Source organism: Clostridium merdae, from assembly GCF_900176635.1.
Classification (GTDB): Bacteria; Bacillota; Clostridia; order Oscillospirales; family Acutalibacteraceae; genus Faecalispora; species Faecalispora merdae.
Genome location: NZ_FXLN01000004.1, coordinates 1,294,627 through 1,316,239 on the forward strand (window position 1 = coordinate 1,294,627; position 21,613 = coordinate 1,316,239).

General features: G+C 45.4%; 21 protein-coding genes and 1 riboswitch. Of the genes, 11 read left to right on the plus strand and 10 right to left on the minus strand.

The features are described from left to right. Positions 1-4: 4 nt before the first annotated feature. Complete coding sequence (locus CAN90_RS11850) at positions 5-958, minus strand: glycosyltransferase family 2 protein (protein WP_085834024.1); 954 nt, start codon at positions 956-958, stop codon at positions 5-7. Positions 959-1,492: 534 nt separating this feature from the next. Between CAN90_RS11850 and CAN90_RS11855 the strand changes: the two genes are divergently transcribed. From CAN90_RS11855 to thiE, 5 genes are all read left to right on the plus strand, one after another. Beyond that, positions 1,493-2,200, plus strand: a complete 708-nt coding sequence (locus CAN90_RS11855; protein WP_085834025.1) for a response regulator transcription factor — start codon at positions 1,493-1,495, stop codon at positions 2,198-2,200. Continuing rightward, positions 2,166-4,328: a sensor histidine kinase gene (locus CAN90_RS11860; RefSeq protein ID WP_085834026.1), complete on the plus strand. Its 2,163-nt coding sequence runs from the start codon at positions 2,166-2,168 to the stop codon at positions 4,326-4,328. Before CAN90_RS11855 ends, CAN90_RS11860 begins: the two co-directional genes overlap by 35 nt. Before the next feature lie 52 nt (positions 4,329-4,380). Next, a riboswitch (TPP riboswitch) is annotated at positions 4,381-4,488 on the plus strand. Positions 4,489-4,821: 333 nt separating this feature from the next. Then, entirely contained in the window at positions 4,822-5,373 is a 552-nt protein-coding gene (gene thiW / locus CAN90_RS11865) for an energy coupling factor transporter S component ThiW (protein WP_085834027.1), read from the plus strand. Further along, positions 5,336-6,199 carry a hydroxyethylthiazole kinase gene (gene thiM, locus CAN90_RS11870; RefSeq protein ID WP_085834028.1) on the plus strand — a complete coding sequence of 288 codons (864 nt, stop codon included), beginning with the start codon at positions 5,336-5,338 and terminating at the stop codon, positions 6,197-6,199. Before thiW ends, thiM begins: the two co-directional genes overlap by 38 nt. Continuing rightward, positions 6,192-6,827, plus strand: coding sequence for a thiamine phosphate synthase (gene thiE / locus CAN90_RS11875; protein ID WP_085834029.1), 636 nt, complete (start codon positions 6,192-6,194; stop codon positions 6,825-6,827). The genes thiM and thiE overlap by 8 nt, the downstream gene beginning before the upstream one ends. A 111-nt stretch (positions 6,828-6,938) precedes the next feature. On the opposite strand, the gene prmA is transcribed toward thiE, so the two are convergent. Continuing rightward, the gene (gene prmA, locus CAN90_RS11880; protein WP_187138333.1) at positions 6,939-7,859 is read right to left on the minus strand and encodes a 50S ribosomal protein L11 methyltransferase; all 921 of its coding nucleotides are present in this window, start codon (positions 7,857-7,859) and stop codon (positions 6,939-6,941) included. A 138-nt stretch (positions 7,860-7,997) separates the two neighbouring features. Between prmA and CAN90_RS11885 the strand changes: the two genes are divergently transcribed. The 6 genes from CAN90_RS11885 to CAN90_RS11910 all read left to right on the plus strand — a co-directional run bounded on the left by CAN90_RS11885 (position 7,998) and on the right by CAN90_RS11910 (position 15,246). Further along, on the plus strand, positions 7,998-9,563 hold the full coding sequence (locus CAN90_RS11885) for an oligosaccharide flippase family protein (RefSeq protein WP_085834356.1): 1,566 nt from the start codon (positions 7,998-8,000) through the stop codon (positions 9,561-9,563). 72 nt (positions 9,564-9,635) lie between these two features. Beyond that, entirely contained in the window at positions 9,636-10,637 is a 1,002-nt protein-coding gene (locus tag CAN90_RS11890) for a putative ABC transporter permease (RefSeq protein WP_085834030.1), read from the plus strand. Positions 10,638-10,887: 250 nt separating this feature from the next. Then, positions 10,888-12,183 carry an O-acetylhomoserine aminocarboxypropyltransferase/cysteine synthase family protein gene (locus tag CAN90_RS11895; protein WP_085834031.1) on the plus strand — a complete coding sequence of 432 codons (1,296 nt, stop codon included), beginning with the start codon at positions 10,888-10,890 and terminating at the stop codon, positions 12,181-12,183. Positions 12,184-12,475: 292 nt separating this feature from the next. After that, a complete protein-coding gene (locus CAN90_RS11900) occupies positions 12,476-13,378 on the plus strand; it encodes an AraC family transcriptional regulator (RefSeq protein WP_085834032.1) in 903 nt (300 codons plus the stop codon). Positions 13,379-13,597: 219 nt separating this feature from the next. Next, positions 13,598-14,245 carry a type A chloramphenicol O-acetyltransferase gene (gene catA, locus CAN90_RS11905; protein ID WP_085834033.1) on the plus strand — a complete coding sequence of 216 codons (648 nt, stop codon included), beginning with the start codon at positions 13,598-13,600 and terminating at the stop codon, positions 14,243-14,245. A 77-nt stretch (positions 14,246-14,322) separates the two neighbouring features. Continuing rightward, complete coding sequence (locus tag CAN90_RS11910) at positions 14,323-15,246, plus strand: alpha/beta hydrolase (RefSeq protein ID WP_242953640.1); 924 nt, start codon at positions 14,323-14,325, stop codon at positions 15,244-15,246. 147 nt (positions 15,247-15,393) lie between these two features. Here the strand turns inward: CAN90_RS11910 and CAN90_RS11915 are convergent, their stop codons facing one another. The 8 genes from CAN90_RS11915 to CAN90_RS11955 all read right to left on the minus strand — a co-directional run bounded on the left by CAN90_RS11915 (position 15,394) and on the right by CAN90_RS11955 (position 21,507). Further along, positions 15,394-16,254 carry a MerR family transcriptional regulator gene (locus CAN90_RS11915; RefSeq protein WP_085834035.1) on the minus strand — a complete coding sequence of 287 codons (861 nt, stop codon included), beginning with the start codon at positions 16,252-16,254 and terminating at the stop codon, positions 15,394-15,396. A gap of 273 nt (positions 16,255-16,527) precedes the next feature. Further along, complete coding sequence (locus tag CAN90_RS11920) at positions 16,528-16,962, minus strand: DUF3887 domain-containing protein (protein WP_242953641.1); 435 nt, start codon at positions 16,960-16,962, stop codon at positions 16,528-16,530. Continuing rightward, the gene (locus CAN90_RS11925; RefSeq protein WP_085834037.1) at positions 16,937-17,590 is read right to left on the minus strand and encodes a YhfC family glutamic-type intramembrane protease; all 654 of its coding nucleotides are present in this window, start codon (positions 17,588-17,590) and stop codon (positions 16,937-16,939) included. Before CAN90_RS11925 ends, CAN90_RS11920 begins: the two co-directional genes overlap by 26 nt. A gap of 242 nt (positions 17,591-17,832) precedes the next feature. Continuing rightward, a complete protein-coding gene (locus CAN90_RS11935; protein ID WP_085834039.1) occupies positions 17,833-18,363 on the minus strand; it encodes an inorganic diphosphatase in 531 nt (176 codons plus the stop codon). Beyond that, a complete protein-coding gene (locus CAN90_RS11940; RefSeq protein WP_085834040.1) occupies positions 18,360-18,782 on the minus strand; it encodes an aspartate carbamoyltransferase regulatory subunit in 423 nt (140 codons plus the stop codon). Before CAN90_RS11940 ends, CAN90_RS11935 begins: the two co-directional genes overlap by 4 nt. After that, positions 18,776-19,696 (minus strand): aspartate carbamoyltransferase, encoded by a 921-nt coding sequence (gene pyrB / locus CAN90_RS11945; RefSeq protein WP_085834041.1) that lies wholly within the window; start codon positions 19,694-19,696, stop codon positions 18,776-18,778. The genes CAN90_RS11940 and pyrB overlap by 7 nt, the downstream gene beginning before the upstream one ends. A 149-nt stretch (positions 19,697-19,845) precedes the next feature. Further along, complete coding sequence (locus CAN90_RS11950; protein ID WP_085834042.1) at positions 19,846-20,334, minus strand: MarR family winged helix-turn-helix transcriptional regulator; 489 nt, start codon at positions 20,332-20,334, stop codon at positions 19,846-19,848. Between the two features lie 213 nt (positions 20,335-20,547). Beyond that, a complete protein-coding gene (locus tag CAN90_RS11955) occupies positions 20,548-21,507 on the minus strand; it encodes an NAD(P)H-dependent glycerol-3-phosphate dehydrogenase (RefSeq protein WP_085834043.1) in 960 nt (319 codons plus the stop codon). Between the last annotated feature and the right edge of the window lie 106 nt (positions 21,508-21,613).

Consider the following 21,613-nt stretch of genomic DNA (forward strand, 5'->3'; position numbering starts at 1 on the left):
TTTTTTAAATTATAACTGATGGGCGGTACATCCACGGAAGCAGCTTCCACAGCCGAATGCGAGCACGTAAAGTACGGCTGGTTCTTTTGCCCTGCACCAAAAGGCGGTCGTACCCCTCTACTCGCAGGTAGCCACGCACCGCATTATAGCCGAGGCCCTCTCGTAGTAGAATATCGACACAATTCATTACGGTTTCGGGCAGCTTTTGCTCTTCAAAGCTATCGCACAGCTCGTGATTCTCCGAGCAGCGGTTTTCAATCACCGCCTGCACCCGCAGCATCGCTTCTATCGCCTGAAAGATTTCGCGGCCGGCAGGTGCAGCCTTTGGGCGCCACAGCTCCAGCTCGCTCTTGCGCTTGAGAAGTACCGGAACCTTTACCGTTTTTGCACCAGAAAGCAAACAGCAATACATAAATTCCTCACTGTAACCATGCCTGCAGCTTTCTTGAAAATACAGCTTTTGCTGCTTTAAAAACCCTTTTCGCACCATCAGTGCCGCAATATCAATCCGCTGGCGACCCTGCACCATTTGCAGAACACAAGAAAGAGCGTCTGTTGCCAAAGACTTTCCCTTCCCCTGCTCAGCGGAAGTCTCCACACTGCCGTAGAGAAAATCTGCCTTTGTTGCCCGCGCTGCCGCGATATAGGAAGCAAGGTACCCACTGTACAGCCGCCTTGCAAACACAAAGGTAATATACTCCCCTGCCGCCTTCTGCATGCCGGTATTCAATGCGGCAGAAACGCTTTCTCTGCCATTTTGAATGACAAAGCCGTGCAGGCGTTCTTCCTTAATGTATTGTACCGCGCGCAGCACCGTTTGGTCTTCCGAGCCCATGTCTACAATAATCCACTCCGCTGCCGCGTCGCCAACCTGCTCCTCTATGGAGCGTAAAATCCCAGGTAATTCTATTTCAACATCCCGCACAGGCAGAATCAAAGAAAGCTCGGGTGTTTGCATGCGCAATACACACTCCTGACTTTTGCATGAATTTGGCGCCAGAACACCATTGTTCCGGTCTTATATTGCTCTTATTTATTCATAATGCAGCATAACAAACTGCCTGCCGCAATTATACCATATTTGGGGTGGGATGATAGATGTAAAAGTAACAGAAGCTTTCGCGGTTTTTATTTTCTTTTGTTCTTTTTTCCCTATTACTTTTTCCCAATCAATAACATTACCAAAAAACGCCGGGATGACACAGAAAGCCATGCTGTGTTATAATTGTTTTACGCATGTTTTCACTTGATAAAAAAGCATCGCAAGTAAGTGTACTTTCATCAAAACATTTTCTTTGATGAAAGGGAAGCCTCTCAAAACAATCGTAAGAGAGCTGTAAGAAAACTGCTTTAATTTTGTTAGGTTTTTGTATTATGATTAGATTATACGTGCTATTTTGCTTACATATATGCCGCTTTACAGTACCGCTCCCACATAGCGCAGAGTAAAACTGGCTATGCCAATGTGATTCAGTCTGGAGGAATACCTAAGATGGAAAAACAATGTATTCTGGTAGTGGATGACGACAAAGAAATTGTTCGTGCCATTTCCATTTATTTAGAGAAAGAGGGCTACGAGGTTTTGTGCGCCTACGATGGCATTCAAGCCGTAGAGCTTGCCATGAGCCGGAACATTCACCTTATTTTAATTGATGTAATGATGCCGCGGCAAAACGGTCTTGCTGCCATCTTAAAGATTCGCGAAAGCCGCAATCTTCCCATTATTGTACTTTCTGCAAAATCGGAAGACAGCGATAAAATTTTAGGGCTCTCTATGGGAGCAGATGACTACGTTACAAAGCCATTTAATCCGCAGGAGCTGGTTGCCCGGGTGAAATCGCAGCTTCGCCGTTATACCTCGCTGGGCGATATTCACTCTACGTCGCAAAACCTAATTACAATTGGGCGCCTTACCTTTGATACGGACAACCACACCCTCACCGCAGACGGCGAGCCGGTACGCTTAACGGCTACCGAAACAAAAATAGTTGAGCTGTTAATGAAGCACGCCGGGCGGATTTTCCCGGCAGAAGAGATTTACCGACGGGTTTGGAACGAGCCGGCTTTCTCGGCTGAAAACACGGTGATGGTTCACATTCGCCGCATTCGTGAAAAAATAGAAATTAACCCAAAGGAACCCGAATATTTAAAGGTGGTGTGGGGGATTGGATACAAAATCGACAAACCGGAAAAGCAGTAATCTATTCATTTGGCTCTGCTTTATCATCAGTGTCAGCATTGCGTTTACTGCGGTAAGCGCCACGGTGCAAACGGTTTTGGCAGGTTCAACGGCTGTGGCACAAGCCAAGCAGTCTCTCAATACCGCAATTGATAACAACCCTCAAGAAACTAATGCTTTTCGCAAAGATGTAAGCGAAATAGCATATGCTGCTCTTATGGATTTGGCAGATGATGAGCAGAGAGGTACCTTTTCAAAATCGTATCCCAATTTAAAATGGGAAAGTGCAAATATATTACTGTTTGCACAGGAAAACTCCCGCAACACCCTCAGCAACACCGGCTCTACCGACCCAGAAAGCGCCCGCAATGCTCGGCTACTGCAAAGCTACCTAATGGGCGCTCCCGACGGTTACAATTTTATGCTGTTGTTTGATGGTGACAGTCTCGTCATCGAGCGGGGCGGTACTCGTGTATACGATACCGACGCTATGATTGATACGGACGGTTACCGCTCTTATTTTTCTGAACTTGCCGATAAAGACGGGGATTTGTGGTCGGATTACCCCAGGCTTTCCGACCTTTCATTGATTATGGTCGTTTCCCCCAACCTTCGCACTGACCGTAGCTCTGCCGTACTATCGAATGCAACAGATGAATTGTTCTCTTTGCAGGCTCTTTGGTTTGGCAGTGCTGCGGCAATCGTTCTTGCTTTGCTTTTATTTGTGCTTTACTTGTTTAACCGAAATAAAAAGATACAAGTGGACCGCCAAATCGCCCAAGTAAGCAGTGGAGTTTGGTTCGAAATTAAAATGCTCTTTTTTGCATGGGTGGTTTACACCTGCGCTGTTCCTCTTTGGGAAAAGCATAACCTAAAAGCAACTCTCTTCCCTTTATTGCTCCTGTTCTGGACAGTGCTGTTTTTGGTTAACGATTTGCATTATAACCACAAAGTTTACTTGCACAACAGTTACCGCAGTACAAAAAGCTGGTACCTATCGCACCAGATGAAAAAGCATTTTCAGCAGCGTGTGTTTAGTGGATTTCTTTTATTTGCCGTTACCGAGGGAATTTTATTCTGGGTATATCGTATCGTTACTTCTTCCCTTGCTGCTTGGATTACTGCGGCAGCTGCACTAGTAGTACTGCTGCTGTACACCCGCTTTTTCGCAGGCATGTTAGCCGACTTTGCAAAGCTGACTGACCGTATTTCAGAAATGAAGGCCGGTGCCGAAACGCCACCACTTCTGCTTAATGAAGACTCTGCGCTTGCTCCTGCGGCGGAAGACCTAAACTTGATTCAGTCTGGCATCAGCCACGCAGTAGAGGACCAGGTTAGGGCAGAGCGAATGAAAATTGAGTTGATTACGAATGTATCGCACGATATTAAAACGCCGCTTACCTCAATTATCAATTACATTGGCCTTCTACGGCAGGAAAGCGACTTACCGGAACACGTGCAGGATTATATTGAAATACTGGCAGGCAAAGCTGACCGCCTAAAAAAGATGGTGCAAGATATTTTCGAGGTTTCCAAAGCCAGTACGGGGAACATTGAGCTGCACCCCGAGCCGTTGATATTGCAAAAGCTTATTGAGCAAACACTTGCCGATATGGAGGAATCCGTTGCCTCTGCACATTTGGCTCTTCGTCTGGATTTACCGCAGGAGCCGGTATATATTTTAACGGACGGCAACCGAATGTACCGTGTGTTCCAAAACTTGATTCGTAACGCGCTGCAGTATTCCCTCGAGGGCTCTCGCGTTTTCATTCAGCTCACCGTAAAAGACGGTACTGCAATCACACAGGTAAAAAACACTTCCCGCTATCTTTTAGATAACCTGCCGGATGTAACGGAGCGCTTTGTACGGGGAGACGACTCTCGCAGTACCGACGGCTCCGGCCTTGGGCTTTCTATTGCTAAAAGCTTTACAGAGGCCTGCGGCGGCAGCTTTACCATTCACACGGATGCCGATTTGTTTTGCGCCTCGATTACATTCCCACTGTTACCAACACCCGAGCCGGAAGAAACAGAGCTTTCCAGCAAAGAAAGTAAAGAGTTAGACAATAGCTTGCTAGAAACGCCCCCACCCTTTCCGGTGTCTGAGGCTGACCAGCAGGGTACCGATACACCTCCTATCGAAACCTAAAACAACGCTAAATTTTGATTTGACAGCCCCGCAGGGCTGTGCTATACTAAAGCGGAAATAACAGGGGAGCCCGTGTTTCGGGCTGAGAAAAAGGAATGAACCTGATACCCTCGTACCTGATTTGGATTATGCCAACGTAGGGAGTTATGCTGTTACCACAACATGTGATATGGGCGGCGCCTTACTTGGCGCCGCCCATTTTGATTCGCCGCAAAATGGAGATTTCCAAACCAAGTACCCGGCAGAGGGGGAGCTCCCTAGGCCGGTAAAAAAGACAATGAAATAGCGAGGGAGCCCGTGTTTCGGGCTGAGAGGAAGCAATAAAGCTTCGACCGGCCAATATTGCGTTGGCGCCGTACCGGCCTGCTGTTTCTTTGTCTTTTTTTGCGCCCTTACGAGCCGAAACGCCGCTAAATCCCGCAATATGGTCTATCTGTATTTCATCAAAAGAAGCTGAAATATGGGCTATATTCTATGTTGAGGAGAATGATGTATGAAAGAAAATCCGCGTTTTTTAAAGCTGGTCATGTTGGCAATGATGGTCGCAATCGGTGTTGTTATCTCCCCCATTCTGCGTATTGAGGGAATGTGCCCCATGGCTCACCTTATTAATATTGTGTGTGCTGTTTTTCTGGGGCCGGGATATGCGTTTGCGTGCGCCTTTACCATTGGCATTCTGCGTATGACCCTGATGGGCATCCCTCCGCTTGCTCTTACTGGTGCCATATTCGGAGCAGCACTTTCCGGTATTTTGTACCGGCTCTCTGGCGGCAAGCTCATCTTTGCCGTGATTGGTGAAATCATTGGCACGGGTATTATCGGCTCCCTTGCTTCTTACCCAGTAATGACACTGCTGGTGGGCAAACAGGGAATCGGCTGGGCATTTTACATTCCGCTCTTCCTTGGCGGTACAATCATCGGCGGAAGTATTGCCTTTGTATTTTTAAACGCACTCGCGAAAACAGGAATGCTCACCGTAATACAAAAACAATTGGGGGCGAAGGTATATGATAAATCTCACAAAACCAACATTCGAAACCTCTGAGCTGCTGCAAATCAGGCACCGAGTGCAACAACAAAAACCACTCATTCACTGCATTACGCACCCCATTGTGATAAAAGACTGTGCCAACGCCTTGCTCTCTATTTCAGCACGACCCATTATGGCGGAATACCCACCGGAGGTCGCGCAAATTACCAAGCAGGCACAAGCACTTAGCGTTAATTTAGGGAATATCAATGAGGTGCGCATGCAGGCGATGATGCTCTCTGGCAAAGCCGCTCGGGAAAATAACATCCCTTGTGTGATCGACGCCGTGGGGGTAGCATGCAGTGAGCCGCGCCTTCACTTTGCACGTGATTTTATTGAGGAGTGCCGGCCGTGCATCATTAAGGGCAACAGCTCCGAGCTAAAGGCTCTCTCCGGTTTCGAAAGCCACGCTAAGGGCGTTGATGCAGGCGAAGAAGACCGTGTTCGTGAAGAAACGCTGGAGGAACACATTGCCGCACTCCATCAGCTTTCGATTGACACCGGCGCTGTGATTGCCTGCACAGGAGCTATCGACATTGTAACGAACGGAACAACTGCCGCTATATTAAAAAACGGTTGTGAAAGCATGTCTCTACTTACAGGAACCGGGTGTATGCTCGGCGCACTCACTGCTGGTTTTCTTTCTGCGGGGGAGCCTTTTGCCGCTGCGATTCTGGCAATTTCGTACCTAAACATTTGCGGAGAGCTGGCGCAGGAGGGGCAGCCGGGACCCGCAAGCTTCTTTCTTCGTTTCATGGATTTTTTACACCTTGTTACTGATACACAGCTTGAAAATGCAATGAATATTACCATTCAGAAAGGGAGGATACACCATGCTTGATCTTACCGTTTACCTTGTGACCGACAGCACGGGAATCGATGAGTCCATCTTTCTCGAAAAGATTGAACTCGCCTGCCAGGGAGGGGTTACCCTGCTGCAAATTCGGGAGAAAGAAAAAACCAGCCGTGATTTTTATCATCTGGCGCAAAAAGTAAAACTCATCAGTGACCGTTATAATATTCCTCTTCTGATTAACGACAGGGTAGACATTGCCGCGGCAGTAGATGCGGCGGGCGTGCACGTGGGGCAAAGCGACCTTCCCGTTGCTTGTACTCGTGCGATTCTTGGCTCTGATAAAATTGTGGGTGCAACCGCAAAGACGGTGGAGCAGGCACAGCAAGCCGCCAAGGAAGGAGCCAATTACCTTGGAGTTGGGGCCATTTACCCCACCACTACAAAGGTAAAAACCGTTTTAACGCCCGTTCGCACACTTGATGATATTTGCCGCAGTGTTTCTATTCCTGTGGTGGCAATCGGCGGGCTGAATGCCAATAATTGTGACATTCTAAAAGGAATACCAATTGCCGGAATTTCGGTTGTATCTGCCATTATGAAAGCCGCTGACCCCCGCAGTGCCACAGAAGAACTGCGAGAAAAATCTTTAGAACTTTTGAGTACACGTCATTAATCTTGTAATTCTATCAACGTTTATATACATAAAGTATAAAAAGGCACGTTTCTAGTAATAGAAACGTGCCTTTGCTATTTAAAATCTACCACGAGTAGCAACTTGTAAAAGTTATTCTTTTGCTCGAAGAGCCATCGCTACCCAGCCTTTTTCTTCCCGACGCTGAAGAATTTCAAAATCCTTCTCAATGGCGGCAAGAACATCCTGCTCGCGCGTATCAATAATGCCACTGATAAGATACACAGCATCGGGCTTTAGGAACTGACGAATATCGTTCGTCAGCAAAATGATTACGTCGGCTACAATGTTGGCAGCGACCACATCGAATTGACCGCTTACCTTGTCTGTGAGATTGCCGTGAATACCGGTAAAGCGTTCTTCCATACCGTTTATACGTGCGTTCTCAATTGCGGTACGAACGCCCGCCTCATCAATATCTACCCCAATGGCATGCTTTGCCCCCAGCAAAAGAGCCGCAATCGATAAAATTCCGCTGCCACAGCCTACGTCGAGCATTTCACTGCCGGGTGTAATGTAGTCCTCCAACAGCTCCATGCACAAACGGGTGGTTTCATGCGTTCCGGTTCCAAACGCTACACCGGGTTCGAGGTGAAGCACTGCACGGTCGCCAGCATCGTATTCGTCTTCCCAAGTTGGGCGAATTAACAGGCGGTTTCCCACGGGCATTGGCTTAAAGTATTTCTTCCAGTTATTAATCCAGTCCTCTTCGAGGCAAGAACCGGTATCAATAGTAAAATCAATTCCTTCGGCACGGTAGCGCTCGCTTAAAAACGCCACGGCTTCTGAGGGGTTTTCCTTTGGGTCAATATACACATGCACCAGTGCCTTGGTGCGGTCTTTCTTTAATAAATCCTCATCAATCAGGTCTATGTGAGCAATATCCCACGCTTCCTGCTCTAAGTTTGAATAATCTTCAATATAAATACCGTAGGGCACTACCATTTGGGCAATGTCGCCTGCCACATCCACACAATTGGCTGGCACGGTGATGGTTACTTCGGTCCATTCCATTTTATACGGTTCCCCTTTCTGTTCTGCACCTTATTGTACACGATTGTGCAGGAATTGTACATATTTTTCCCGGGCGTACGAATACATTTGACCATACGCCTACGGAATTTATAGAGAACAGGATTGGTGCTTTACCTTATGAATAAACGCAAGTTTCTAATTAACACCTTAATCTTAACAGCCGGCTCGCTCTTTATGCGGATGCTGAACATTGGGTACCGCGTGTTTATTACGGATCGCATTGGGGCGGCGGGGCTTGGCCTTTACCAGCTGATTTTCTCTGTATTTATTTTAGCGATTACCATTTCTACCTCTGGCATCAGCCTAGCCGTTACCCGGCTGGTAGCCGAAGCTATGGCGAAGGAAGACCCCGGCTACGCAAAGGGCGCTGTTCGAAAAGGAATTGCCTGCTCGCTTACCTTAAGTCTTGCCGCCATGGCGGTACTGTTATTCCTCGCTCAGCCCATTGCAGAGTTTCTGCTCAATGAGCCAGCTGCCGCCCGCCCGCTGCAAATGCTGGCACCCGGCCTGCCCTTCATGGCTATCTCTGCCAGCTTACGCGGCTATTTTATTGCTATGCGCAAAGCACTGCGCCCTGCTACCGCAGAGATTTTAGAGCAACTTGCCACCATTGGCATTGCCGTGGCACTGTTTGCCCTCCTAGCTCCTCAAACATTGGAGGGTGCCTGCCTCATTTTGATGCTGGGTTCCACTGCAGGTGAAATGGTATCTTGCCTATTTAACGGTATTCTTTACTTTTGGGACATTCGCCGCCTGCGCCGCCACCGATCACGCGGCAAGGGAGCGTTGTGGGGAATTTTACGCATTGCTCTCCCCTCCATGACCGGTTACACCGCCCGCAATATCTTAAATGCAGTAGAAAATCTGCTTATCCCCTCCGGACTGCGAAAGAACGGCTCCAATGCGTTGAGCGCAATGGCACAGTACGGTGTGATTCAAGGAATGGTGATGCCGGTTCTCTATTTCCCTGCGGCGCTTCTTTCTGCTTTGGCAGCACTTCTAATCCCTGAAATGGCAGAAGCCAATGCCTCTGGCAAAGAGCGTACCATTGCTCGTGCAACTGGGCGTGCCATGCAAATGACCTTACTCTTCTCCTTTTTAATCATGGGCATTTTTCTTGGCTTTTCACGTGACATAGGGCTTACCTTTTATAAGAACGAGCAAACGGGAATTTTGCTTCGCATTCTGGCACCGCTGGTTCCGCTCATGTACCTAGACGGTATTGTAGACAGCATCTTAAAAGGACTCGACCAGCAAATGAGCTCCCTCAAATACAATTTATCAGATTCCGCACTGCGCGTGGTGCTCATTTACTCCCTCATTCCCGTTTGGGGAATGAAGGGGTACATAGCCGTTGTATTTTTCAGCACCATTTTTAATGCAAGCCTTAGTATCCATCGCTTAATCAAAGTCACACAGGTGCCGATTCAAATGATGGATTGGGTGTTAAAACCGATACTGTGTACTTCACTTTCCGTTTTACTCGTCACTCTAATGCTGCGATTCGCTCCTTTTTCGCTCCTGCTTCCCTATCAGTGTGTTATTTTGCAAGTGCTGCTAACGCCTTTGCTCTATACTTTATTCTTAATTTTGTGTGGCAGCCTTGGGAAGGATGACCTTCTCTGGGTGCATTCCTTAACAGGGCGCAGTGCACCTGCTATTCTCACAACAAATTCCAATTGACAAACGAAGTGCAAGTCCCTAAACTGAAATGCAGAATCTATACTTAGAATCTCAGCAGAAAGAGGGCTCCCCATGCAAACGTTTGTCACACTAACACTTTATTTTTCTGTTTACAGCATGATAGGCTGGTTATGTGAAAGTATTTACTGCTCCGTACCGAAAAAAAGATGGATTAATCGGGGCTTTTTAAATGGCCCATTTTGCCCGGTATACGGGTTTGGTGCACTGCTTATTTTAGCGGCGCTTACCCCTCTTCAGGGTATTTTTGCATTCCCAATGGAATTAGTTGCGGTTTTTTTCTCTGCCGTAATTCTCACTTCTGTATTAGAATACCTCACCAGTGTTCTGCTAGAAAAGCTATTCCACACCTCTTGGTGGGACTACTCGAATCATAAATACCAAATTAACGGGCGTGTTTGCCTAACGAACTCTCTGTTATTTGGTGTAATGTCTACCTTTGTGCTGGAGGTACTGCACCCCTTGGTAAACTCCCTGCTTAGCGACTTACCCCGCACTGCAACGTTCCCACTCGCGGGAGGGTTGTTTGTGTACTTTATTTTGGACGCAACAGTAACAACCATGGGAATCCTGCGCATGAACGGCAAGCTTGCTCAGCTGCAAATCATTTTAGATGAAATTCGCGAGCGCACTGCCACCGCGGCAGAAGCCAACTTGGCAGAGTTGGAGCACTCTTTAGATGAGCTGCGCGATAAGGCAGACGAGCTAAAAGCAGAAAGCCTACTCAGTCTTCGCCAAACCCTAGAAGAGCTTCGCCAGAAAAAGGACGAATTGCAAACAGACAGCGTGGAGCGACTGCGCAGCTCTATTCTTGATTTTGTGAATGACGAAAACCGGATTCGGCTTCGTTTGCTGCAAAGCAAGCAGGAATTTTTGGAATCGCAAACGCACCCCATGCACCGCAGAATTATCGAAGCGTTCCCCCGCATGCGCTCCATTCAGAGCCCGGAATCCATGCAGCGTATTCGCCAGATTATAACGACAGCGCAAAAGAAAGTACAAGCATCATTAAAAAGTAGTTCAGAAGAAAATGCAGATATTTCAAAAAAAGATTGACATTTTCCCTCCTTCTCTAGTATACTAGTGAAAACGCATTCATATTAATTATATATGTTTATATTGTATTTAAGTAGTACTCTGTTTTCTCCACTCTTGCGTGGTAAATCAGTTCGGTTATTTTTAGAAAGGAGCTGTCCGTTATGAAACTAAATTCCTACACACTATACCACTTGGTTGGTTGTCGAATGTGCGGCAACTCCCGAAAAGCGTACTGAACCCCACACTTTATTTTAAAGGAGAATTTGTAATGAGCAATCAATCAAATCATCAATGGAAATTTGAAACACTTCAGCTTCATGTAGGCCAGGAGCAGCCGGACCCCGCTTCTGACGCAAGAGCTGTTCCCATTTACCAAACGACCTCGTATGTATTTAAAAACAGCAAACATGCGGCAGACCGCTTTGGTCTGGCGGATGCAGGCAATATCTACGGCCGCCTGACCAATAGTACACAGGATGTATTTGAAAAGCGAATTGCTGCCTTAGAGGGAGGAGTCGCCGCATTGGCTGTGGCCTCGGGTGCGTCTGCTGTAACGTATACCATTCTTAATTTGGCACAGGCAGGCGACCATATTGTTGCCGCCAAAACCATTTACGGCGGCACTTACACTTTGCTGGCTCACACCCTGACGCAGTATGGCATCACCACCACCTTTGTGGACCCCGACGAAAACGGAAGCTTTGAGACAGCCATTCAAGAGAATACGAAAGCAGTATTCATAGAGAGCCTCGGCAACCCGAACTCCAACGTAATCGACGTAGAGCAAATTGCCGCCATCGCTCATAAGAATGGCATTCCGTTGGTGATAGACAGCACCTTTACTCCCCCAAATCTGTTTCGCCCCCTTGAGCATGGAGCAGATATTGTAATTCACTCCGCTACTAAGTTTATTGGCGGTCACGGCACGACGCTTGGCGGTGTTATTATTGACTCTGGTAAATTTGACTGGGCAGCCTCTGGTAAATTCCCCGGGCTTACCGAGCCAACCCCAAGCTACCACGGCTTGAGCTTTTCGAGAGATGTAGGAGCCGCCGCATTCGTAACCAGAATCCGTGCGATTTTACTGCGTGACACGGGCAGTGCCATTTCTCCTTTCAACGCGTTTCTTCTCCTGCAAGGGCTTGAAACTCTATCTCTTCGCGTGGAACGCCATGTGGAAAACACCCTCAAAGTCATTGACTTTTTGAGGAACCACCCGAAGGTTGAGCATGTAAACCACCCTGCCCAGAAAGACAGCCCCTACCACGCTCTGTATCAAAAATACTTCCCCCATGGTGCGGGTTCTATTTTTACCTTTGAGGTAAAGGGCGGCGCCGAAGAAGCTACTAAATTCATTGATCATCTTCAGCTTTTTTCTTTGCTCGCGAATGTAGCGGACGTAAAATCGCTGGTGATTCATCCGGCGTCTACCACCCACTCTCAGCTAAACGCAGAGGAGTTGCAGGAGCAGGGGATTAAGCCCAATACCGTTCGCCTTTCCATTGGCACAGAGCATATTGATGATATTCTTTACGATTTGCAGCAGGCACTTGACACTATTTAAACATTCATCACTCATTTTAATATACCCTCAATCCCAACCTCCAAATAAATATAAAAAGAAGCGGCTGTGTTTTCAATTACGAAGAACACAGCCGCTTCTTTCATTTTATCTCTGAATGGTAGACCACTGTAACGAAAGCCTTGGAGCAAGATAGGATATTGACGACTTCTTAATATTCACGTTGGCCCAATTTCACTTTCATGGTAAAATCTTAAAGAGCAGTTAAAAAGGCATTCCCAATCAAGCGCGGGACCTTCCAGCATGATATTCTGGTGGAGAAGGAGGTGTTCATATGCACGCATGGGAACAAATACAACAAACCATAGAATTCATTGAGTATCATTTGGATGAAGAAATCAGCATAGAAAGTCTTGCAAAAATGGCATCTTTATCCCCTTTTTACTATCAGCGGCTGTTTCGCCGACTGGTTAAAAAACCGGTTGCCGAGTATATAAAACTCCGCCGTATGGCAAAGGCAACGGAGGCATTGCTCCAAAAAGACAAGCGCATTTTGGACATTGCAATCGGCCTTGGTTTCTCCTCCCACGAGCACTTCTCCCGCACCTTTAAAAGCACCTTCGGGATGACACCGGACGAATACCGGAAAAACCCGCAAACACTGAACCATATGACAAAGCCCGAGCTTTCGCTTTACTACACTCTGATTGATGAAGGTGTGCCCTTAATCACTGACGGAATTGTTCTGGAAATAAACAGACGGGAAATTGCGGAGCCGGTTTATTTTACTGGCGTAAAAAAGGACATACCGATTCCATTTATAGAAGGACTGGGGATTGAATCTGGCATTGACCCGCTGGAAGCTCTTTGGGGTAGCTTTCATGAGCAGAAACAAACCCTACTTGGACTTGCTGAGAATACTGAAGAAATTGGTGTGGCATATCCGTGCTTGGAGGATGGCTTCTTCAGCTATTTTGCAGGTGCAAGGTCTGGTCATGCAAAGGCACCGAACGGATTTATGCTTTGGGAGCTACCACCAGGCAAGTATCTCATTTGTTCCTTTGAAGCGGAGAACTTTCAGACACTTGTTATGGATGCCCTTTACAAAGCACAACAATATGTTTACAACACGTGGCTACCGAACCACAAGCTGCAAACCGAGGCCTTTTGTGCGGAGCGATATGCGAGCCATTCGCCTGAAACCACAAACATGGAAGTATGGCTGAAACTGATATAATCCTTTTACGCACAAAGCACCGGGAAGTCGTTATGTACTTTCCGGTGCTTTTCCATATTAAGACGATAGAAGTCTACCAAAATTTATGGTACGATAATCTTAAACAAAATAACTCTATGGATTCAAATTATTTCTAACATTAAGGAGGTACATGAAAATGGTTAAAACGAGAAATAATGCCTCTTAAAATACATTCTATAATTTTAGGAGGCTAATATTATGAACTTTATTGAAATACAAATGGAGCAATGGGCAAGAAAAGAGCACTACGAACATTATATAAACAATGTTCGTTGCTCTTATAGCATAACGGTAGACATCGATATTACAAATCTGCAAATTCGCTTAAAAGAACGAGGATTAAAAGCCTACCCCGCGCAAATTTTTATGCTTTCTACTGTGGTAAATCAATTGCCGGAGTTTCGAATGACAGTCAATGCCGAACAGCGTTTGGGTTATTGGGAGATAATCGACCCCGTATATACCGTTTTGAATTCGGATACAAAAACCTTTTCAACCATATGGACAAAGCATACCCACTGTTTTGATACCTTCTATCGTGCTTATTTGCAAAATACAGCACAGTATGCCAATGGAAAGCTGTTTCCACAGGAGCATGTTGCACCCAATACTTTTACTATCTCCAGCGTTCCGTGGTTGGATTTTTCAGCGTTTAATATCAATGTTTTTTCAGACGGGAAGTATCTCTTGCCGATCTTCACCATTGGGAAATATAAAGAGGAAAACAATAAAATCAAGATGCCCCTTGCCATCCAATGCCATCATGCGGTCTGCGATGGCTACCATGTTGGAAAATTCGTAGAAATTCTGCAACAAATGGCTACAGATTGCGATGAGTGGTTGTAAAATAAACTGTTTTAAAAGTTAGTAGAAGCATTTTATACTTTGGTACCGAATTCACATTTGTGATTCGAGGTGAAGCAGTGGACTATAAAAACGATAGTTGTTGGAAAGATGTGCAAAAACATTTACCCTTAGATAATAGACTTACTTCAAATACCGCTCCACTAGAGAAATTCATGACTATTGGGAACATAAATTTGCATATTGACCATTACACGGTTGAAAAGCCCCTGGCACGTATTGTACTATTTCACGGAGTAGGTGGAAATGGTCGGCTACTTTCGTTTATTGCTTTTCCGTTGATGAAAAATGGATTTGAAATAATCTGTCCAGATTTACCTTTATATGGGTGTACGAAATATAGCGGTAGCATTACTTACGATATGTGGGTGGATTGCGGAGTTCAAGTGGTGAATCAGTTTCACCGCGATACGGTACCAATTTTTCTTTTCGGGTTAAGTGCGGGAGGAATGCTTGCCTACCAAGTAGCAACCAGATGTTCCGATATAAGTGGTATCATTGCAACCTGTATTCTCGATCAACGAAATAAGCATATCAGAAAAATGACAGCTCGCAGTCCCTTTATTGCGGTGATTGGAAACGCTTTGCTTTCTGCCACTCACAGAATAATCGGTTCGTTAAAAATACCTATGAAACTGGTGGCGAATATGAGGGCAATAGCAAACAATAATGACCTTGCAGAATTGCTGATGAGAGACAAAAAATCATCCGGCGCAAGTGTACCGCTATCGTTCATTCACTCTATGCTCAATCCGATTATTGATGTTGAGCCGGAATGTTTTACTCAGTGTCCATTTCTTTTGGTACACCCCGAAAACGACCGTTGGACAGATATTCGCCTTAGCAAATTGTTTTTTGATAGACTTGCTTGCAATAAGGAGCTACACATATTGGAGGGAGCAGGGCACTTTCCTGTTGAAGCAAAAGGGCTAAAGCAATTAGAAGAATTTTGCACGGAATTTATATGTAAGCACATACAATGAGCAAATATTCCTTAGCAAGCCGAATCCAGTTCTATCAAAGCTTACCTAACTTATTAAGAAATTGAGCCGTTGCGTCTTAATTTAAGATGCAACGGCTCTTACTTTATCTAAAGACCCAAACAGTTCATTTAAATATTGGAATATTGGTTATTGTTTTCCAAAATAATGTTGCAATGCTTTCCCCATATATTCCGATGCACCTACACCGTATTTTTTGTCGGTAACATTGATGAAAATTGGATTGGTAAGGTAGTTTTCAATCATAGATGTCCAGTAATTTTCCCCTACATCAAAGCTGCTGTTACTTTGATTACACCAGTCGACTAGTTCTCGAACCACTTCTTGAACTTCTTTTGCAGATACATCCTTACTGAAATCTGCAGTAAGCTTTCGGGTAAGCAAATCCGTCTTTGCAATTGATTGTTCAACATCAATTGTTTCTGCATCCTCAACCAATATTTTCTCCAGATTCTTTTCCGAAGCTTTCACATAGTTTTCTATACTACCATATTGCTTAACCGCCAGTTCTGCAATCTCTAATTCCTTTGATTTTATTTCATTCACCATTTCATCAAATTTATCTAAATCTCCAAACTTTTTCACGATTGCATCTGTATGCGTTCTTTTAAACTCATCTAGTGCTGTAAAATAATCGCTCATATCAAATTCTTCAAAATCCATAACTGTTTCTCCTTTTTCCAGTTTTTCTAATAAATTAAGCAGTCTATTGAGTCGATCTCGCTTCATTTGAATGAGAGCTTTCTGCTTTTTAAAAGCTTCCATTTTATTAAATGTTGCGTCATCCATAATTTCTTTTATTTCTTTCAACGTAAAGTCCAACTCTTTAAAAAATAGAATCTGTTGTAATACCCCTAGAGAAGCATCATCGTATAATCGGTAGCCTGCATCGGTCACTTGGGATGGCTTAAATAGATCAATTTCATCATAAAATTGAAGAGTTCTAACGCTGACACCCGTTAACAAAGAAATTTGTTTTACTGTTTTCATCCTTAAACTCCTTTCGAAACCTAGCTTTTACAATCAATCACCCTATTGTAAAAGTCGTTATCCTTCTCGTTGTTGTTTACAGCATACCCTATCACGTTACGTGAGAGTCAATCCCTTTTTTCATATTTTATTTATTCTTCTATTAAAAAGAAAAGCGGAACCGTTACTCACTGCTTAGTGGAGCATGCCGGTTCCGTCTTACTTTTATTAACTTACTTACAGCCTAACCGCGAAAGAATCTCTCTCGCTCCAAAATCTATGCAATTGAACTCTTTATTTATAAAATAGTCCGGCCAGCTTCATATCCTTTGTAAAGGATATGGTGTATACGAATGCCTTTTTCTCATATTGGGCTTTTGCAACTGCTACCGCATATTCCACTTTTGTTTTGGGATCTGTGGAGCTGGATACATTTATTTCTTTTACCTCTTGGAACACACCGCCCTCTGCAATTGCTTGAAAGACCGGAGCAAGTGCTTCATCTGTTAATGCTGTTTTCATTGCATCATCACTAATTTCGCGCAAGGCTTCGCCGTCCTGCTCATTTACCGCTGTAATTACCTTTGATGTAGCAGCTTTTACCTTATCCGTATCAAAATCGGAAGAAAGCGGCTTTTGCCCACCGCACGCAGTAAGAATTGCAACACACAGCGTCAACACCACAGTAATCGCAAATACTTTGTTAAGCTTCCATTTTCTCTGTTCCACTAAGTATTCCTCCTTGTAAATAAAGCTTTCGAGACAGAAACACATATGCACCAATACACAAAACCATTGCTCCAAAAATCAACTCTACAATTCCAACCGGTATTCCATACTTGGTAAGCAAAGGCAAAACAGAATCCACCACTCCATGTAACACAATGGCTACCAAAAGGTAGCGAAAGCGCTGGCCAGTTTGAAACCCATTCCAAACAATTACTGTTAAAAACAGGTGAAGCAGCACAGCGAGAACCCGCTCAAGAAGTGCCATCTTTAAATCGCCAAATGTGTAGCCTTGTAAAAACAGAGGAACCAATACAAGAGATGCTTCCATCCCTCCGTGACCCAGCCCAAACAGCAGGGGCTGGGCTATGGTGCACTTGGCGGGGCGAAGCAAAAATTGCTTACATAAAAAGCGAAAGCCCTCTTCAAACACACCGGCAGAAAGGCCGATCACAACCACCGCTAATATGGGGTCGAGCGTAGCAAACATGGTAAAGCCTACACTTTTGCTCAATAGCGCCAGTAAAGGGATGCGCAAAAGCGGCTGTGAAACAAAAAAGCACGCTGCTCCCAACAAAACCCACAGCAAAACTTTCAAAAGCTTACCGCAATTTCGTTTTTTTGTATTCAACTCCTTTTCTCCTCTCTATTCAAAATAAAAAAACGCCAACCGGCAATTTGGCGGCAACCAGCTTTAAAGCAGGTTCCCAACACAGTGCCGATTAGCGAAAAAAACGACCGGAAGCATCGGTAAATCCCGGCAAAATACAACAGAGTAAGCGGAACGCTCCGCTCATAGCCGGATACTTCTATTGTAAACTCCTCCCAAACTCTATCCATTATCGGGATTCATCAAGAGAGCTTCTTCGTTTTTTATTTGCAAAAATTTTCTAAATAGCTATCCAAAGCCGCTTCAATAATTCGTACAGCCTCTTCACGACCGCTTACTTCTTTAACAGCAGTCTCTTTGTTCTCCAGTTCCTTGTAAACACGGAAGAAATGAGACATCTCATCAAAAATATGAGTAGGTAGCTCATTAATGTCTTGATACTGGTTATAGGTGGGGTCGTTAAACGGGATTGCAATAATTTTTTCGTCACTACGGCCGCCGTCTAACATAGAAATAACACCAATGGGGAAGCAGCGAACCAGAGTGTGGGGCTCAAGGGGTTCAGAGCAAAGCACAAGAACGTCGAGCGGGTCACGGTCATCACCGTAGGTTCTAGGGATAAAGCCATAGTTTGCCGGGTAGTGAGTGGAGGTATAAAGGATACGGTCCAAAATAATCATACCGGTTTCTTTATCCAGCTCATACTTTTTCTTGCTGCCCTTCGAAATCTCGATTACCGCAATAAAATCGGAAGGGTTAATTCTTTTGGGAGACATATCATGCCAAATATTCATTTTTGAAACTCCTGTTCACAGTATATGCAGCGGTAAAGCTGCGATTTTTCATTACAAAGCCGAAAAATATGATCAACGCCCTCCTCCGCGTTACTAATGCAGCGCGGATTTTTGCAGCGGATCACATTTGTTACTTGCTTTGGAAGCTCCAAGCTTCTTTTCTCAACGATTTTCCCCATATCAATCACATTGATGGTAATATTATGGTCTATTACCCCCAGAATGTCAAGATTCAAATCCGTTTTTCCCTCAATCTTGATAATGTCTTTTTTACCCAGTCGATTGCTCTTGGCATTTTTAATAATGGCGATACTTAAATCCAGAGAATCCAGCCCCAACAAGTGGTACACCTGCATACCAGAGCCTGCTTGAATGTGGTCGATTACAATACCGTGCTCGAGGCTATCAATATTCAGCATGCCGCCACCTCCAAAAGCTTTAAGATTAAGGCCATTCTTACATAAACGCCATTCTGTGCCTGTTCAAAGTAGGCCGCTCTGGGGTCGTTGTCTACCTCCGGCGTAATTTCATTAACACGGGGCAGCGGGTGCAGTACGGCAAGGTCGCTCTTTGCCGCACGAAGCTTGTCCGCTGTTAAAATGCAGGTATCTTTCAAACGAACGTAATCCTCTTCATTAAAGAAGCGTTCTTTTTGAATACGGGTCATGTATAGAATGTCCAGCTTTGGCATTGCTTCCTCTAGCGTGAACACTTGCTCAAACGAAGCGTTGTTCGCCAGAAGAACATCCTGCATAATATAGCTCGGCACACGAAGCTCTTCGGGTGAAATGAGAACAAAGTGAATGTCACCGAAGCGCACGAGGGACTTCATGAGAGAATGCACGGTTCTACCAAACTTTAAATCGCCACAAAGGCCAATGGTCATTTGGTTTAGACGACCTTTTTTACGACGGATTGTCATTAAATCCGTTAATGTTTGGGTCGGGTGCTGATGACCGCCGTCCCCTGCATTGATAACCGGAATGCTGGAATAGTGAGAAGCAACCAGCGGTGCACCCTCCTTGGGGTGGCGCATGGCGCAAATATCTGCATAGCACGATACGGCACGAATGGTATCTGCCACGCTTTCCCCTTTGCTTACCGAGCTGTTCTCTGCGGAGGCAAAGCCCAGCACATTGCCACCAAGGCGCAGCATGGCTGATTCAAAGCTTAGCCGGGTTCGCGTGCTTGGCTCATAAAACAGCGTGGCCAATATTTTGCCGCGGCACGCCTCAGCATAGGCGGAGGGATTCAGCGCTATTTGGTCTGCTACTTTGAGCAGCTCGAACGTTTCCTCTACGGTAAAATCCAACGGGTCTATCAGGTGCTTCATTCCGGACTTCCTTTCTTTTCCCGCGCGCTCAAAAGAAGCACACCTTGAAAATAACGGAGCTTTCAAAGTGTGCCTGTTCTGTGCTATTGTTTCACTATTTTTCTATCATCCAGTAGTATAGCGGAAAAAGTGCCAACTGTCCATACTTTTTAAATATGCTGTGCAAATTTTTCAGGCTGGTCTGCACGTACACGCTCTACGGCATGACCCAAATCCTCCAGCAGCACAGTAATTTGGTTAATCTTTTCTTCCCCAAAAAGAGCCGCTACCGCATCTACACGCTCTAAAAATCGGTCAATCGCATTTGAGAATACGCGTTCGCCCTCTGTCGTAAGTGCCACATATACAACACGGCGGTCATCAGTAGCAGCGGTACGGGTAACCAAGCCCTTTTTTTGCAAAGATTTGAGCATTTGAGATACCGCCGGCATCGACATTCCCATGTTAGAGCTTAGTTTCGATACCTTAACACCCGGTACATTCCCTTGGCAGCCACCCTCCTGCAAGCAGCAATGTATTTTGTGCATCATCATGAATTCACCCTGCGGTACACCCGGTACCTCAGGAATCAAATCCTTCATTCTTTTTAAATAATGTAACACGACAAACAGCTCGTCTGTACGTTTTTTGGCAGACATACTAGCCCTCCCCCATTTTGTTGAACCCTTACTTTAACAAATTCCCATAAAAGTAAAACCATGTACGCAACCCTCTTTATTCGGGGGGCGAAACTACACCATATAAATAAAATTCTATTTATTAATTAGTTAAGTATATGAAATAGTATAGTTCGTTTTTTGTATTTGTCAAGAAAGGAACAGTAAATGAATGATGACTTATTTTATTTCTCTTTAAAATTCCGCCTTTTGGCTGCGCAAAAATAAATCAGAAAGCACCTTGTCTGCCGCTTGTCCGCTGTGAATGACAGCTTCAACCGCTTTGCAAATGGGCAGTTCCACACCATATTGCTCGCCCAGCCGAAGCATCGCACGAGTGGTGGCAACGCCCTCTGCCAGCTCGCCATAATGCTCGCCTTTTACAAAACGCTCACCAAAGGCACGGTTGTGGCTGTAAGGCGAAAACACTGTTGCCTGGTAATCGCCCAGGTGCGCCAGACCATAAGCAGAAATCTCGTTGCCGCCCATTGCCTTAATTAAGCGGGCAATCTCACGGGTGCCACGAGACATAAGCGCACCCTTTAGCGCCGTTTTATTTAGGCCATCCAGCATACCGGCGGCAATGCCGATTACGTTTTTCGAGGCCGCCCCAACCTCGTTTCCAAGAAGGTCTTCCCCGTAATAGAAACGAATCATACTGCCAGAAAACTGCTCGATTAAAAACCGCTTGGTCTCTTGGCTTTTGCTATCGATTACCATGCAATTGGGTATTCCGGCAGTAAAATCCTGCACATGGCCGGGGCCAACCCAAATGGCAACTCCCGTATCGGGAGTAAGGAATTCCCCTGCAACCTCTGTTAAACGCTTACCGGTAGAGGCTTCAATTCCCTTCATGCAAAGCACCACCGTCTTACCTTGCAAAGAAAGGGAAGAAAGCTGCTGCATGAGCCCTCGCAGGCTTTGAGATGGAATGGAGATGACTATGATTTTTGCTTCTTGTACTGCTTTTTCTAAATCATCGCAAAACTGAACGGTATCGGGGAAAGTAACAAGCCCGTTTGTTCGAGTTTGCCGCAGCTTTGTAAACTGCTCGCTGGTTGGCCTGCCGTAGATGGTAACTTCTTTCCCCAAGCCGGAAAGGTACCATGCGATAAATCCGCCCCAACGCCCACTGCCGATGACTGTTATTTTCATTCGCTATTGCTCCTTTTGCATTCCCATTTTCAGCTGATTCTACCCAAAGCGGCAGGCAGCCGTTCACACAATTATCATAGGAGGTTTAAACCCTCTTGTCAATTCC

Excerpts from the sequence above, each read along its gene's own strand:
- CAN90_RS11950 (WP_085834042.1), bottom strand. The coding sequence starts at position 20,334 with ATGTCTGCCAAAAAACGTACAGACGAGCTGTTTGTCGTGTTACATTAT.
- pyrB (WP_085834041.1), bottom strand. The coding sequence starts at position 19,696 with ATGAAGCACCTGATAGACCCGTTGGATTTTACCGTAGAGGAAACGTTC.
- CAN90_RS11900 (WP_085834032.1), top strand. The coding sequence starts at position 12,476 with ATGCACGCATGGGAACAAATACAACAAACCATAGAATTCATTGAGTAT.
- CAN90_RS11890 (WP_085834030.1), top strand. The coding sequence starts at position 9,636 with ATGCAAACGTTTGTCACACTAACACTTTATTTTTCTGTTTACAGCATG.
- thiE (WP_085834029.1), top strand. The coding sequence starts at position 6,192 with ATGCTTGATCTTACCGTTTACCTTGTGACCGACAGCACGGGAATCGAT.
- catA (WP_085834033.1), top strand. The coding sequence starts at position 13,598 with ATGAACTTTATTGAAATACAAATGGAGCAATGGGCAAGAAAAGAGCAC.
- CAN90_RS11935 (WP_085834039.1), bottom strand. The coding sequence starts at position 18,363 with ATGAATATTTGGCATGATATGTCTCCCAAAAGAATTAACCCTTCCGAT.
- CAN90_RS11915 (WP_085834035.1), bottom strand. The coding sequence starts at position 16,254 with ATGAAAACAGTAAAACAAATTTCTTTGTTAACGGGTGTCAGCGTTAGA.
- thiM (WP_085834028.1), top strand. The coding sequence starts at position 5,336 with ATGATAAATCTCACAAAACCAACATTCGAAACCTCTGAGCTGCTGCAA.
- CAN90_RS11850 (WP_085834024.1), bottom strand. The coding sequence starts at position 958 with ATGCAAACACCCGAGCTTTCTTTGATTCTGCCTGTGCGGGATGTTGAA.
- thiW (WP_085834027.1), top strand. The coding sequence starts at position 4,822 with ATGAAAGAAAATCCGCGTTTTTTAAAGCTGGTCATGTTGGCAATGATG.
- CAN90_RS11895 (WP_085834031.1), top strand. The coding sequence starts at position 10,888 with ATGAGCAATCAATCAAATCATCAATGGAAATTTGAAACACTTCAGCTT.
- prmA (WP_187138333.1), bottom strand. The coding sequence starts at position 7,859 with ATGGAATGGACCGAAGTAACCATCACCGTGCCAGCCAATTGTGTGGAT.
- CAN90_RS11940 (WP_085834040.1), bottom strand. The coding sequence starts at position 18,782 with ATGCTGAATATTGATAGCCTCGAGCACGGTATTGTAATCGACCACATT.
- CAN90_RS11855 (WP_085834025.1), top strand. The coding sequence starts at position 1,493 with ATGGAAAAACAATGTATTCTGGTAGTGGATGACGACAAAGAAATTGTT.
- CAN90_RS11885 (WP_085834356.1), top strand. The coding sequence starts at position 7,998 with ATGAATAAACGCAAGTTTCTAATTAACACCTTAATCTTAACAGCCGGC.
- CAN90_RS11955 (WP_085834043.1), bottom strand. The coding sequence starts at position 21,507 with ATGAAAATAACAGTCATCGGCAGTGGGCGTTGGGGCGGATTTATCGCA.